This window comes from Mesorhizobium sp. WSM4814 (assembly GCF_055811595.1).
Map to the genome: position 1 here is coordinate 20896 of NZ_JBVVQT010000015.1, position 13789 is coordinate 34684.

Below are 13789 nucleotides of genomic sequence, written 5' to 3' on the forward strand. Positions count from 1 at the left end.
GGCGCTTCGTTCGACGCAAAGTCGGTGTGCGTCGGCAAGGCTTGCCCGCTGAGCAAGGTTTTGCCGAATTTCACGCATTGCAGCATCATTTTGCAGTGCAGCCTGCCCTGCTGCGATGCAGTAGGCGGACATTGTGCGGCGAGTTTGTTCGCTGCTCGAAAAAAATGCCGAACTGCTCCTGTTCGGGGTTGCGCGCCTCCAACAATTGCCGTATCGAAAATCTGTAACGTTTCAGATTCTGGGAGGAGCCGAAATGCGATACCAAATCATGACCGCTGCGTTGGCGGTGACAACCGCGCTGCCATTCGCCGGGCCGGCGGCAGCGACGGATCTGGAAGTCACCCATTGGTGGACTTCAGGCGGCGAGGCGGCGGCGGTCGCCGAATTCGCCAAGGCGTTCGACGCGACAGGCAATCATTGGGTCGACGGCGCCATCGCCGGCTCCGGCGGCACGGCGCGGCCGATCATGATCAGCCGCATCACTGGCGGCGACCCTATGGGCGCCACCCAGTTCAACCACGGAAGGCAAGCGGAAGAATTGGTGCAGGCCGGTCTGATGCGCGATTTGACCGAGCTCGCCACCAGGGACAAGTGGACGGAAATCGTCCAGCCGAAGAGCCTGCTCGATGGCTGCACCCTCGACGGCAAGATCTATTGCGTGCCGGTCAACATCCACTCCTGGCAGTGGCTGTGGCTATCGAACGCGGCCTTCGAAAAGGCCGGTGTGCCGGTGCCGAAGAATTGGAATGAATATGTCGCGGCCGCCCCGGCGCTGGAGAAGGCAGGCATCTTACCGATGGCGCTCGGCGGGCAGCCCTGGCAATCCTCGGGCACCTTCGACGTGCTGCTTACGGCGGTCGGCGGCACGGACGCTTTCTTGAAGGTCTATCGCGACAAGGATGCCGAATTCGCCGCCGGGCCAGAAGTCGCCAAGGTGTTCAAGGCCGCGGACGATGCCCGCAAGATGGCGAAGAACACCAATGTGCAGGACTGGAACCAGGCCACCAATCTCGTCATCTCCGGCAAGGCCGGCGGCCAGATCATGGGCGACTGGGCGCAGGGCGAGTTCCAGGTTGCCGGGCAGGCCGCCGGCAAGGACTATACGTGCCTTCCCGGCCTTGGGCTGAACGAGGTCATCGCCACCGGCGGCGACGCCTTCTACTTCCCGCTGCTGCAGGACGCTGAAAAATCCAAGGCGCAGGAAGCGCTGGCTAAAACGCTGCTCGATCCCAAGACGCAGGTCGCCTTCAACCTCAAGAAGGGCTCGCTGCCGGTGCGCGGCGATATCGACCTCAAGGCGGCGAACGACTGCATGAAGAAAGGACTCGACATCCTGGCCAAGGGTAGCGTCATGCCGTGGACGGACCAGCTGCTGTCGCAAGACACCCAAAAGCAGAAAGAGGACCTTTTCTCCGAGTTCTTCGCCAAGCCGGACATGACCGTGGAAGAGGCGCAAAAGCGCTTCGCCGACATCGTCGCCTCAGCGGACTGACGACCGACGAACCGCTCGCTCCCGGCCCGCGACCGCGGGGCCGGGAGCTCCGGGTCAAGAGACTCTTCGGCTTTGACCCTCCCGCCCTTACCCGATCCAGCCCGGCTGTGCAGATGAGCAAGAGCGAACGCCCCAACCAACTCTTCCGCAACCTTAATGCCAAGGTCGCCTCTATTCCGATGGTCCTCACCGCACTGGTGATCTTCGTTGGCGGCAGCGCGTGGACGGTGCTCTATTCCTTCACCAATTCAAAACTGCTGCCGCGGCTGAACTTCGTCGGGCTCGACCAGTATTATCGGCTGTGGTCGACGCCGCGCTGGCTGGTCTCGATCGAGAACCTGCTGGTCTACGGCGTGCTGTCGCTGGTGTTCTCTCTGATCATCGGCTTCATACTGGCGGCGCTGCTCGACCAGAAGATCCGCTTCGAGGACACGTTCCGCACCATCTTCCTCTATCCCTTCGCGCTCTCCTTCATCGTCACCGGTCTGGTCTGGCAGTGGCTGCTCAACCCGGAGTTCGGAATCCAGGGGGTGGTGCGCGGCCTCGGCTGGGAAACCTTCAGCTTCGATCCGCTCTACAATTCCGACATCGTCATCTACGGCATCCTGATCGCCGCGCTCTGGCAAGGCACCGGGCTGATCATGTGCCTGATGCTGGCGGGCCTGCGCGGCATCGACGAGGATATCTGGAAGGCCGCGCGGGTGGATGGGATACCCACCCTGAAGACCTATCTGTTCATCATCATCCCGATGATGCGACCGGTCTTCATCACCGCGCTCGTCATCATCGCCGCCGGCATCGTCAAGGTCTATGACCTGGTTGTCGCCCAGACCAGCGGCGGTCCCGGCATCGCCTCCGAAGTGCCGGCCAAATATGTCTATGACTACATGTTCTTCGCCCAGAACCTTGGGCAGGGCTTCGCCGCCTCGACCATGATGCTGCTGTCGGTGGTGGTCGTCATCGTTCCCTGGGCCTATCTCGAATTCGGAGGCAAGAAGCGTGGCTGACCTTGCCGTTCCCCTGCCTGCCGGTACGGGCTCTATCGGGCTTGAGGCATCCGGGCCGCGGGGGCCCAAGCCGCGGCATGTGTTCTCGCGGCGCAACATCTTCCTCTATGGCACGCTCATCGTGGTGGCGCTGTATTATCTGCTGCCGCTCTATGTGATGGTGGTGACATCGCTCAAGGGCATGCCGGAGATACGCCTCGGCAACATCTTCTCGCCGCCGCTCGAGATCACCTTCGAGCCTTGGGTGAAGGCCTGGTCCAGCGCCTGCACCGGCCTCAACTGCGACGGGCTCTCGCGCGGCTTCTGGAATTCGGTGCGCATCACCGTCCCGTCGGTCGTCCTGTCGATCGCCATCGCTTCAGTGAATGGCTACGCGCTTGCCAACTGGCGCTTCAAGGGAGCCGATACTTTCTTCGTGATCCTCATCGTCGGCGCCTTCATCCCCTATCAGGTGATGATCTATCCGATCGTCATCATCCTGCGCGAGATCGGCCTCTATGGCAGCCTGAGCGGCCTGGTGATCGTCCATTCCATTTTCGGCATGCCGATCCTGACGCTGTTGTTCCGCAACTATTTCACTTCCATGCCGGAGGAACTGTTCCGCGCGGCGCGCGTCGACGGCGCCGGCTTCTGGGGCATCTATTTCCGGATCATGCTGCCGATGTCGCTGCCGATCTTCGTCGTCGCCATCATCCTGCAGGTGACCGGCATCTGGAACGACTTCCTGTTCGGCGTCGTCTACACCCGCCCCGACACTTATCCGATGACGGTGCAGCTCAACAACATCGTCAACTCTGTGCAAGGCGTGAAGGAATACAACGTCAACATGGCCGCCACCATCCTGACCGGCCTGGTACCGCTCGTCGTCTACTTCGTTTCCGGCAAGCTTTTCGTGCGTGGCATCGCCGCCGGCGCGGTGAAAGGATGATGATGACAAGACTCGAAAATCCCAGCGTCTCAATCCAGGACCTTTCGCTGAATTTCGGCGCAATCTCGGTGCTGGAAACACTCAACATCGACGTCGCCGAGGGCGAGTTCATCGTGCTGCTCGGGCCGTCCGGCTGCGGCAAGTCGACCCTGCTCAACTGCATCGCCGGTCTGCTCGACGTTTCGGACGGCCGCATCTTCATCAAGGGCAAGAACGTCACCTGGGAGGAGCCCAAGGACCGTGGCATCGGCATGGTGTTCCAGTCCTATGCGCTCTACCCGCAGATGACGGTGGAGAAGAATCTGTCGTTCGGGCTGCGCGTTGCCGGCATTCCCAGGGACGAGATCGCCAAGCGCATCGCGCGGGCCGCCGAGATCCTGCAGATCGAGCCATTGCTGCAACGCAAGCCGTCGGCGCTTTCGGGCGGCCAGCGCCAGCGTGTGGCGATCGGGCGGGCGCTGGTGCGCGACGTCGACGTCTTCCTGTTCGATGAGCCGCTCTCCAATCTCGACGCCAAGCTGCGCGCCGAGCTGCGTGTCGAAATCAAACTGCTGCACAGCAAGCTGCAGAACACGATGATCTATGTCACCCACGACCAGATCGAGGCGATGACGCTGGCCGACCGTATCGCGGTGATGAAGGGCGGCGTCATCCAGCAGCTCGACGCACCGCAGACCATCTACAACCGCCCGGTCAACCGTTTCGTCGCCGGCTTCCTCGGCTCGCCGGCGATGAATTTCCTCGACGGCCGGCTGGAGAAGGACGATGGCAACTGGCACTTCGTCGCCAACGATGTGCGGATCCCGCTTGCCACCTACGCTTTCGAAAAGGAGCCCGTGCCGGGATCGGCGGTGTTCGGTATCCGGCCCGAGCATGTCGCCTTCAACAGCGGCTCCGGATGGCCGTTCACAGCCACGGCAAATGTCGTCGTCGTCGAACCCATGGGGTCCGACACGCTGGTCTGGCTGAAGCTCGCAAATCAGAATTTCACCGTGCGGGTGACATCTGAGCGCACGCCAAACAACGCCGACACCGTGAGCATCGGTTTTGACCCGATGCGCGCTTCGCTGTTCGACGCCGCAACCGGCAACCGCCTGTAACTCCCCAGAATTTCACCTCAAGCCCATCCATCCCCAGAGAACGGACAGAGACGATGAATTGGTCATTCCAACTTTACAGCGCCCGCAATTTCCAACCTTGGGATGGGGTGCTCAAGATGCTGGGCGAGCTCGGCTACGCCCAAGTCGAAGGGTTCGGCGGCGTCTATGACGACCCCAAGGCGTTTCGTGCCGAACTCGACAAGAACGGCCTCACCATGCCGACCGGCCATTTCTCGATCGATGCGCTCGAGAAGGATTTTGACGGTGTGCGCAAAATCGCCGACGCGCTCGGCATCACTCTGCTCATCTGCCCCTATCTGGTCGCCGAGAGCAGGCCGACCGACACGGCCGGCTGGCGCGGCTTCGGCGCACGCCTGGCCAAGGTCGGCGAGACGGCTGAAAAGGCCGGCTACGGCTTTGCCTGGCATAACCATGATTTCGAGTTCAAGAAGCTTGCCGACGGCTCGGTGCCGCAGGACCACATCCTGGCGGCAGCGCCCGACATCGGCTGGGAGATGGACGTCGCCTGGGTGGTGCGCGGCGGCGACGATCCGCTGCCCTGGATCGAGAAACATGGCAAACGCATTGCCGCCGTCCATGTCAAGGACATTGCCAAGCCCGGCGAGGGCCTTGACGAGGACGGCTGGTCGGATGTCGGCCACGGCACAATCGACTGGGCCGGTCTGATCCAGGCGCTGCGCGCCAACAGCCCCGCCAAATACTACGTCATGGAACAGGACAACCCCAACGATATCGAGCGCTTCGCCCGCCGCTCGATCGCAGCCGCCAAGACCTATTAGGAGCATCAGCATGGCAAGAAAACTTGGGGTCGGCGTCATCGGCTGCGGCAACATCTCGAAGGCGTATTTCTCGTTTGCGCCGCTGTTTCGCGGCATCGAGATGCGCGCCTGTGCGGATATTAACATGGATGCGGCCAAGGCGCGGGCGAAGGAGTTCAAGCTGCGAGCCGAGACAGTCGAAGGGCTGCTCAAGGCTGACGATATCGACATCATCGTCAATCTCACCGTTCCGGCGGTGCACTACGAGGTGTCGAAACAGATCCTCGATGCCGGCAAGCACGTCTATTCGGAAAAGCCATTCGTGCTATCGGTCAAGGAAGGGCTCGACCTGAAGAAGCTGGCGGAGAAAGACGGACTGCGCATCGGCTCGGCGCCCGATACTTTCCTCGGTGGCGCGCACCAGCTTGTCCGCGACCTGATCGACAGTGGCAAGCTCGGCAAGATCACCAGCGGCACATGCCACGTGATGAGCCATGGGATGGAGCACTGGCACCCCAATCCGGACTTCTTCTTCCAGCCTGGCGCTGGTCCGGTGCTCGATATCGGACCCTATTACATCACCAACCTGATCCAGCTGATCGGACCGGTGAAGCAGGTGGCGGCCTTCGCTTCGATCCCGTCGACAGAACGCACGATCTCGTCCAAGCCTCGCGCCGGCGAAAAAATCCTGGTCGCCACGCCGACGACGATCCACGGCGTGATGGAGTTCGAAAATGGCGCCGTGGTGACGCTCAATACCAGTTGGGACGTGTGGAGCCATGGCCATGCGCCGATGGAACTCTACGGCGAATTGGGCACGGTGTTTTTGCCGGATCCGAATTTCTTCGGCGGCGACGTTCGCTTCACCGATGCCGCCAAGCCGGTCAAGAAGCTGCCAAAGTGGAAGCATCCGTTCGGCGTGGCCAATCAGATGCATTCGCACGGCATGATGGCCAACTACCGCACCGCCGGTCTCGCCGACATGGCGCTGGCTATCGCGGAAGGACGGCCGCATCGCTGCTCGATGGAACTGGCGCTGCATGCCGTCGATGTGATGACCGGCATGTTGCGGTCGGGCGCGAGCGGAAAGTTCGTTGCCATGCAGACCACCTGCGAACGGCCTGCGGCACTGGGCGTCAAGGAAGCGGAAGGGCTGTTGGCGAAGAAAAAGTAACGCAAGCGCTTCAGCGATCCCTCTCCCCATAGGAACGGCGAGAGGCTAAGGGTGAGGGCAGGGCCGACTCACCCTTTTTTTCGCGGTGGCAACTGCCGGGCTCGCTTTTGATTTGAGGATCTCCCCATGCCCTATGTGCCCGCCGAAAACCGCTACGAGAACATGGTGTATAATCGCTGCGGGCGATCCGGCCTGAAATTGCCGGCGATCTCGCTCGGGCTCTGGCACAATTTCGGCGATGACACGCCGCACCGGACCAAGCAGGCGATCGCGCGCAAGGCCTTCGATCTCGGCATCACGCATTTCGACCTCGCCAACAATTACGGCCCGCCGCCCGGTTCGGCGGAGACGGCTTTTGGCGAAATCCTGCGAACGGATTTCTCCTCCTATCGCGACGAGCTGATCATCTCGACCAAGGCCGGCTACGAAATGTGGGCCGGACCCTATGGCGAATGGGGCGGGCGCAAATATGTGCTGGCCAGCCTCGACCAGAGCCTGAAGCGGATGGGGCTCGACTATGTTGACATCTTTTATTCGCACCGCTTCGACCCTGATACTCCGCTGGAAGAAACGATGGGCGCGCTCGATCACGCGGTGCGCTCGGGCAAGGCGCTTTATGCCGGCATCTCCTCTTACAATTCGCAGCGCACACGCGAGGCCGCCGACATATTGAAGCAACTCGGCACGCCTTGCATCATCCATCAGCCGAGCTATTCGATGCTCAACCGCTGGGTCGAGGACGACGGTCTGCTCGACACGCTGGAGGGGCTCGGCGTCGGCTCAATCGTGTTCACGCCGCTGGCGCAAGGCATGCTGACCGACAAATATCTCGGCGGCATCCCTGAGGGCAGCCGCGCCAGCCAGGGCAAGTCGCTGCGGCCGGCCTTCATCAACGACAAGACCATCGTCAACATCAAGGCGCTGAACGCCATCGCCGGCCGACGCGGCCAGACGCTGGCGCAGATGGCGCTGGCCTGGGTGCTGCGCAAGGGCCGGGTGACCTCGGCGCTGATCGGCGCCAGCCGGCCGGAACAGGTCGAGGATTGCGTCGGCGCGCTGAAGGCGCTCGATTTCAGCGATGCCGAACTCGCCGAAATCGACACCTACGCGCGCGAGGCCGACATCAATCTGTGGGCGGCCTCCGCCGAGCGCAAGGGTCCGCCACGGAAGTGACAATCACTTCAGGTTTGCATCGATTGGCATAGCCAAACAATGCCTCGGAGTTGGCCGGCTTCTGGGCCATGCCGACACAGAAACAGTAGCAAAAAGGCCGGTTCGTCGCTATCTGGAGAGAATTGAAGCCGATTGCATGCGGAAAATGACGAGCAACCGGCGCAAAACGGGTTGGAAACAGGATCATGGCGGCAAGGGATGTGCTGACGAAAAACCAGTTGTGCGTGCTCGAGAAACTCGAGGCCGCCAGCGGGCCGCTCAGCGCCTATACATTGCTCGACCAGCTTCGCGATCGGGGTTTTCGCGCACCGCTGCAGGTCTATCGCGCGCTCGACACGCTGGTGAAGTCCGGCTTCGTGCACCGGCTCGAAAGCCTCAATTCCTTTGTCGCCTGCGCCGAGCCGCACGACCACAGCCATTCGATGACCGCCTTTGCCATCTGCGACACATGCGGGCAGGTGACCGAATTTTCCGACCATGATGTCGGACACCGGCTCGACGAATGGGTGCGCTCGACCGGCTTCGCCGCCAAGAAGGCGGTGATCGAGTTCCGCGGGACGTGTGCCAAATGCCTGGCCGAGGCGGCTTAAAGGCCTGTTGAAGCCTAATGCGCCTCTTCCCAATTGTCGGCGGCGCGAGCGTCGACGTGCAGCGGCACCGACATCGACACCGCCGGCATCGCGGCGTTCTCCATGACATGACGCACGACGGGGATCGTCGCCTCGACCTCCGCTTCGGCCGTCTCGAAGACCAGTTCGTCATGCACTTGCAGCAGCATGCGGGCGGACAGCTTCGCCTTTTCCAGCGCTTCGTCCATGCGAATCATGGCGCGGCGGATGATGTCGGCCGCGGTGCCCTGCAGCCGGGCGTTGATCGAGGCGCGCTCGTTGAAGGCACGGACCGACGGGTTTGACGACCGTATCTCCGGGTAGTGGATGCGGCGGCCGAAGATCGTTTCGACATAGCCGTATTCGCGGGCATAGGCCTTGGTCGCGTCGATATAATCGCGGATGCCTGGGAAGCGTTCGAAGTATTTCTTGATGTAGGCGCCGGCCTCTTCGCGCGGGATCGACAGCTGGTTGGCCAGGCCAAAGGCGGAAATGCCGTAGATGATGCCAAAATTGATCGCCTTGGCGCGGCGGCGTACCTCCGAGGGCATGCCCTCGACCGGCACGTTGAACATCTCCGAGGCGGTGATGGCGTGGATGTCGGCGCCGTCGGCAAACGCCTGCTTGAGCTGCGGGATCTCGGCGACATGGGCGAGCACGCGCAGCTCGATCTGGCTGTAGTCGGCGGAAACCAGCTTGTTGCCCTTGTCGGCGATGAACGCCGTCCGGATCTTTCGCCCCTCGACGGTGCGTACCGGAATGTTCTGCAAATTGGGATCGGAGGACGACAGCCGGCCTGTCGTCGTTGCGGCAAGCGCGTATGAGGTGTGGACGCGCTTCGTATCGGGATGGACGAAACCGGGCAGCGCGTCGGTATAGGTCGATTTCAATTTGGTCAGCTGGCGCCAGTCGACGATCTTGCGCGGCAGCTCGTGGCCTTCTGCGGCGAGGTCTTCCAGGAGCTGGGCCGAGGTCGACCATTGGCCGGTCTTTGTCTTGGAGCCGCCGGGCAGGCCCATCCTGCCGAACAGGATGTCGCCGAGCTGTTTTGGCGAGCCGATATTGATGCGCTCGCCGACGAGCTGGTAGATCTCGTCCTCCAGCCGCGCGGCGCCCTGTGCCAGCTCGCCGGAGAGCCGCGACAGGATCTGCCGGTCGACGGAGATGCCGCGCTGCTCCATCCTTGCCAGAACCGGCACCAGCGGCCGTTCCAGCCGCTCGTAGACCGAGACGAGGCCCTTGGCGGCAAGCCGCGGCTTCAGCACCCGCCAGAGCCTGAGCGTCACATCGGCGTGCTCCGCGGCATAGGCGGTTGCCTTGTCGATGTCGACCTGGTCGAAGCCGACGAAGCTTCGTCCAGAGCCGGCCAGTTCCTTGAGGGCAATGGTCGAGTGGCCGAGCCACTTTTCCGACAGAGCCGCCATGCTGTGGCCGCCGGACGTGCCTGCGTCGAGCACATAGGAAATCAGCATGGTGTCGTCGAAGGGGGCGATATCGATGCCATGGCGGCTCATGACGACGAGGTCGTATTTCAGCTCCTGAACGATCTTGAGAACCGACCTGTCCTCCAGCAACGGCTTCAGAATGGCAAGCGCATCACGGATCGGAATCTGGTTTTCGACCACTCCGCCGCCGAGCAGGTCGCCATTTCCGCGTTTGTGGGCGAGCGGCACATAGGCGGCGCGACCGGGCGCAGTGGCTATGGACAGGCCGATCAACTCGGCCTGCATCGGATCGGCTGAATTGGTCTCGGTGTCGAAGCCGACGATGCCGGCCTCCATCGCCACGGCCACCCATGCCTTCAACACTTCAGTGTCGCGGATGGAGACGTAGGCGCTGGTGTCGATCTTGCTGGCGGTGGCGTCCTCGAAGCGAAGCGCCGAGAGAAGCGATGGGGTGTCGCCTTGCTTGGGTTCCACCTTGACGGTGGCCGGCACCGCTTCCCCGGCTTCGTCTGTCACTGTGCCCGCCGCGCTTTCGGCGGCGCCCGGCACGCCAAACCCCATATCGGGACCATGCGCGGTGTCGGCGCGCTCGATAATGACGGGCATGGCCTTGACGTCAGTCGCTTCCGTTCCGGTTGCTTCCGCCACGCGGCGGGTCAGCGAGGAGAATTCCATCGTCTTGAGGAAGCCGATCAGCCTTGGTCCGTCGGGCGGGTGCAACACGAAATCATCGAGCCCGCCGTTCAACGGCACGTCGTTCTTCAGCGTCACCAGTTCACGCGAGATGCGCGCCTTGTCGGCGTTGGCGATGATCGATTCGCGGCGTTTGTCCTGCTTGATCTCGGCGGCGCGGGCGAGCAGCGTATCGAGATCGCCGAACTGTTCCAGCAATTGCGCTGCGGTCTTCGGCCCGATGCCGGGCACGCCCGGCACATTATCGACCGAATCGCCGGTCAGCGCCTGCAGGTCGATCATTTTTTCCGGCGGCACGCCCCATTTCTCGATTACCTCGGGAACGCCGATCTGGCGGTCCTTCATCGGGTCGTACATGGCGACCGAAGGGCCGACCAGCTGCATCAGATCCTTGTCGGAGGAGATGATGGTGGTGTCGGCGCCGGCTTCGCAGGCAAGCCGGCAATAGGTGGCGATCAGGTCGTCGGCCTCGTAGCCTTCCGTCTCGAGGCAGGGCAGGTTGAAGGCCCTGGTCGCCTGGCGGATCAGGCCGAACTGCGGGATCAGATCTTCCGGCGGTGCCGAGCGGTTGGCCTTGTATTCGGGGTAGAGATCGTTGCGGAAGGTTTTCGACGAATAGTCGAAGATGACGGCGAAATGCGTCGGCACGATGCCGACATCGGTGTTGCGGGCGTCCTGCGTCAGCTTCCACACCATGTTGCAGAAGCCGAGCACGGCACTGGTCGGCAGCCCATCGGATTTGCGGGTCAGTGGCGGTAGCGCGTGATAGGCACGGAAGATGTAGCCGGAGCCGTCGACAAGGAAGAGATGATCGCCTTTTTTCATGGGACGAAGGGATAGCGCGGCGCGGCGTCGTGGTCCATGCCAAAGGCGGCCTCAACCACCGGTTCCGGCAACATCCCTGACACGTCGATCCGATCACGGCTATGTTACGAAAGTGTAATCTTCGTGCCCTTGAATCGCCACGTTCGGAGACACAGATAAACGCCATCGGCATTTTTCGCCGAGGTCCGGAGCAAGGCCCGTCCCCCGCCTATCCCGGACACTTGCGGCAGCCTATCCCCCCTCTCCGGGCTGCCGCATCGTTTCGAGTAAAGGCCGCCGTGGTTCCCCCTCCACCACGGCGGCATTTTTTTGCCTTTCGGTGCCCGTGGTCCAACGACCGCCGGCTTTTCGTTTCTGCCGCGCAGCTTTAGGGTTGCCGCTCAGAATCGAAAGGCTTTATAAAAATGTCCAGAATTTCTCCCGTCCTCGACCGCCTCGACAAAAATCTCGACGAGAGCCTGGAGCGCCTGTTTGGCCTGCTCAGGATCAAGTCGATCTCCACTGATCCATCCTATGCCGCAGACTGCCGCAAGGCGGCAGAATGGCTGGTGGCCGAGCTCAGACTGATCGGCTTCGACGCCAGCGTGCGTGACACGCCAGGCCATCCGATGGTGGTGGCGCACCATGACGGGCCGGCGGGCGCGCCGCATGTCCTGTTCTATGGCCATTACGACGTGCAGCCGGTCGACCCGATCGAGCTTTGGGAAAGCGATCCGTTCGCGCCTTCGGTAAAGCAGATCGAGCCCGGCCGCCAGGTGATCGCGGGACGTGGTTCGGCCGACGACAAGGGGCAGTTGATGACCTTCGTCGAGGCTTGCCGCGCCTGGAAGCAGGTGCATGGCGGGCTGCCGTGCCGCATCACAATTCTGTTCGAGGGCGAGGAGGAGTCCGGCTCGCCATCGCTGAAGCCGTTCCTCGAGGCAAATGCGGCCGAACTCAAGGCCGACTTCGCGCTTGTCTGCGACACCGGCATGTGGGACCGCGAAACACCGTCCATCTGCGTCGCGCTGCGCGGGTTGGTGGGCGAGGAGATCACGGTGAAAGCCGCCGACCGCGACCTGCATTCCGGTCTCTACGGCGGTGCTGCCGCCAATCCGATTCGCATCCTGGCCAGGATCCTGGCCGACATCCACGACAAGGACGGCCGCGTCACCATTCCCGGTTTCTATGACGGTGTCGAGGAGACGCGTTCGCAGATCCTGAAGTCGTGGGAGGCGCTCGGCGAGACCGCTGAGACGTTCCTTGGGCCCGTCGGCCTGTCGATCCCTTCCGGCGAACACGGCCGCTCGGTGCTCGAACTCACCTGGGCGCGGCCGACTGCCGAGTTCAACGGCATTATAGGTGGCTATACCGGCAAAGGGTTCAAGACGGTGATCGCGGCGGAAGCCTCGGCAAAAGTGTCTTTCCGCCTCGTCCACAAGCAGAACCCGGAAAAGATCCGCGCCGCTTTCCAGGCCTTCGTCAGGGAGCGCATCCCGGCCGACTGCTCAGTCGATTTCCACCCGCATGGCGGCTCGCCGGCGATCCAGCTTTCCTACGACTCGCCATTTCTCGCCAAGGCCAAGGACGCGCTGTCCGACGAGTGGCCGAAGCCGGCGGTGACCACGGGAAGCGGCGGCTCGATCCCGGTGGTCGGCGATTTCCAGACTTATCTCGGCATCGAATCCTTGCTTGTCGGTTTCGGGCTCGACGATGACCGCATCCATTCGCCGAACGAGAAATACGAGATGAGTTCCTTCCACAAGGGCCAGCGCTCGTGGGCGCGCATTCTCGACGCGCTGACACGCTGAGAGGGCCAGACTGCAACTTTCTGTTGATTTTTCATCGGATCGCGGCGAGGACGGGATAGAGCGACGCGCGCCCAATTGGACGCACGAATGGGCCGCGACCGGAGAAGACGATGAGCGATATCCGCTTCCACAAGAACGACCTGCCCGGGCTCTTGCACTACGACGTCGGGGCGGTCGCGATCGACACGGAGACGCTGGGGCTCAATCCGCATCGCGACCGGCTTTGCGTGGTGCAGATCTCGCCGGGCGACGGTTCCGCCGACGTCATCCAGATCGCGCCCGGCCAGAAGAAGGCGCCAAACCTCGTCAGCCTGCTCAGGAACCGCAGCATAACCAAGCTGTTCCATTTCGGCCGTTTCGATCTCGCCGTCCTCTACAACGCCTTCGGCGTCATGCCAGAGCCGGTGTTTTGCACCAAGATCGCCTCGCGGCTGACCCGAACCTACACCGACCGGCACGGGCTGAAGGACATTTGTTTTGAGCTTCTCGGCGTCAGCCTGTCGAAGGCGCAGCAATCGTCGGACTGGGCGGCGGAGACGCTGTCGCCCGAACAACTCGAATACGCAGCCTCCGACGTGCTTTACCTGCACCAGCTGCGCGATGTGCTGACGATGCGGCTGGCGCGCGACAACCGGAGCAAGGAGGCCGAGGCCTGCTTCCGCTTCCTGCCGACGCGTGCGAAACTCGACCTGATGGGCTGGGATGAGGCAGACATCTTCGCCCACAGCTAAGTGGAACCAGGTGTTCGCCTCGACGTTCTATCGATCGATGGAGG

The 13789-nt window shown here is 62.4% G+C and carries 11 protein-coding genes; 10 read left to right on the forward strand and 1 reads right to left on the reverse strand.

Features of this window, described 5'->3' with window-relative positions; genetic code table 11:
* Positions 1 to 253: 253 nt before the first annotated feature.
* The 8 genes from AC0L2V_RS21160 (at position 254) to AC0L2V_RS21195 (ending at position 8243) form a co-directional block, all read left to right on the forward strand.
* A complete protein-coding gene (locus AC0L2V_RS21160; RefSeq protein WP_473521103.1) occupies positions 254 to 1492 on the forward strand; it encodes an ABC transporter substrate-binding protein in 1239 nt (412 codons plus the stop codon).
* A 113-nt stretch (positions 1493 to 1605) separates the two neighbouring features.
* On the forward strand, positions 1606 to 2499 hold the full coding sequence (locus tag AC0L2V_RS21165; protein WP_473510787.1) for a carbohydrate ABC transporter permease: 894 nt from the start codon (positions 1606 to 1608) through the stop codon (positions 2497 to 2499).
* The gene (locus AC0L2V_RS21170) at positions 2492 to 3427 is read left to right on the forward strand and encodes a carbohydrate ABC transporter permease (protein ID WP_027153093.1); all 936 of its coding nucleotides are present in this window, start codon (positions 2492 to 2494) and stop codon (positions 3425 to 3427) included. The genes AC0L2V_RS21165 and AC0L2V_RS21170 overlap by 8 nt, the downstream gene beginning before the upstream one ends.
* Before the next feature lie 2 nt (positions 3428 to 3429).
* Positions 3430 to 4527, forward strand: a complete 1098-nt coding sequence (locus tag AC0L2V_RS21175; RefSeq protein ID WP_473521104.1) for an ABC transporter ATP-binding protein — start codon at positions 3430 to 3432, stop codon at positions 4525 to 4527.
* A gap of 53 nt (positions 4528 to 4580) precedes the next feature.
* The gene (locus AC0L2V_RS21180; RefSeq protein ID WP_473521105.1) at positions 4581 to 5327 is read left to right on the forward strand and encodes a sugar phosphate isomerase/epimerase family protein; all 747 of its coding nucleotides are present in this window, start codon (positions 4581 to 4583) and stop codon (positions 5325 to 5327) included.
* Between the two features lie 10 nt (positions 5328 to 5337).
* Positions 5338 to 6480, forward strand: coding sequence for a Gfo/Idh/MocA family protein (locus AC0L2V_RS21185; protein ID WP_473510782.1), 1143 nt, complete (start codon positions 5338 to 5340; stop codon positions 6478 to 6480).
* A gap of 126 nt (positions 6481 to 6606) precedes the next feature.
* Positions 6607 to 7653 (forward strand): L-glyceraldehyde 3-phosphate reductase, encoded by a 1047-nt coding sequence (gene mgrA / locus AC0L2V_RS21190; protein WP_473510780.1) that lies wholly within the window; start codon positions 6607 to 6609, stop codon positions 7651 to 7653.
* Between the two features lie 185 nt (positions 7654 to 7838).
* Entirely contained in the window at positions 7839 to 8243 is a 405-nt protein-coding gene (locus AC0L2V_RS21195; protein ID WP_023797411.1) for a Fur family transcriptional regulator, read from the forward strand.
* A gap of 14 nt (positions 8244 to 8257) precedes the next feature.
* Here AC0L2V_RS21195 and polA read toward each other — a convergent pair whose 3' ends face one another.
* Positions 8258 to 11224 carry a DNA polymerase I gene (gene polA / locus AC0L2V_RS21200; RefSeq protein ID WP_473521106.1) on the reverse strand — a complete coding sequence of 989 codons (2967 nt, stop codon included), beginning with the start codon at positions 11222 to 11224 and terminating at the stop codon, positions 8258 to 8260.
* A 404-nt stretch (positions 11225 to 11628) separates the two neighbouring features.
* On the opposite strand from polA, the gene AC0L2V_RS21205 reads away from it, so the two are divergent.
* Positions 11629 to 13014 carry a M20/M25/M40 family metallo-hydrolase gene (locus tag AC0L2V_RS21205; RefSeq protein ID WP_473521107.1) on the forward strand — a complete coding sequence of 462 codons (1386 nt, stop codon included), beginning with the start codon at positions 11629 to 11631 and terminating at the stop codon, positions 13012 to 13014.
* 110 nt (positions 13015 to 13124) lie between these two features.
* A complete protein-coding gene (locus AC0L2V_RS21210; protein WP_128184720.1) occupies positions 13125 to 13745 on the forward strand; it encodes a ribonuclease D in 621 nt (206 codons plus the stop codon).
* Positions 13746 to 13789 lie beyond the last annotated feature (44 nt).

Bases quoted from the DNA above. Each gene is read 5' to 3' on its own strand.
- AC0L2V_RS21160 (WP_473521103.1), top strand. From the start codon at position 254: ATGCGATACCAAATCATGACCGCTGCGTTGGCGGTGACAACCGCGCTG.
- AC0L2V_RS21165 (WP_473510787.1), top strand. From the start codon at position 1,606: ATGAGCAAGAGCGAACGCCCCAACCAACTCTTCCGCAACCTTAATGCC.
- AC0L2V_RS21175 (WP_473521104.1), top strand. From the start codon at position 3,430: ATGACAAGACTCGAAAATCCCAGCGTCTCAATCCAGGACCTTTCGCTG.
- AC0L2V_RS21180 (WP_473521105.1), top strand. From the start codon at position 4,581: ATGAATTGGTCATTCCAACTTTACAGCGCCCGCAATTTCCAACCTTGG.
- AC0L2V_RS21185 (WP_473510782.1), top strand. From the start codon at position 5,338: ATGGCAAGAAAACTTGGGGTCGGCGTCATCGGCTGCGGCAACATCTCG.
- mgrA (WP_473510780.1), top strand. From the start codon at position 6,607: ATGCCCTATGTGCCCGCCGAAAACCGCTACGAGAACATGGTGTATAAT.
- AC0L2V_RS21195 (WP_023797411.1), top strand. From the start codon at position 7,839: ATGGCGGCAAGGGATGTGCTGACGAAAAACCAGTTGTGCGTGCTCGAG.
- polA (WP_473521106.1), bottom strand. From the start codon at position 11,224: ATGAAAAAAGGCGATCATCTCTTCCTTGTCGACGGCTCCGGCTACATC.
- AC0L2V_RS21205 (WP_473521107.1), top strand. From the start codon at position 11,629: ATGTCCAGAATTTCTCCCGTCCTCGACCGCCTCGACAAAAATCTCGAC.
- AC0L2V_RS21210 (WP_128184720.1), top strand. From the start codon at position 13,125: ATGAGCGATATCCGCTTCCACAAGAACGACCTGCCCGGGCTCTTGCAC.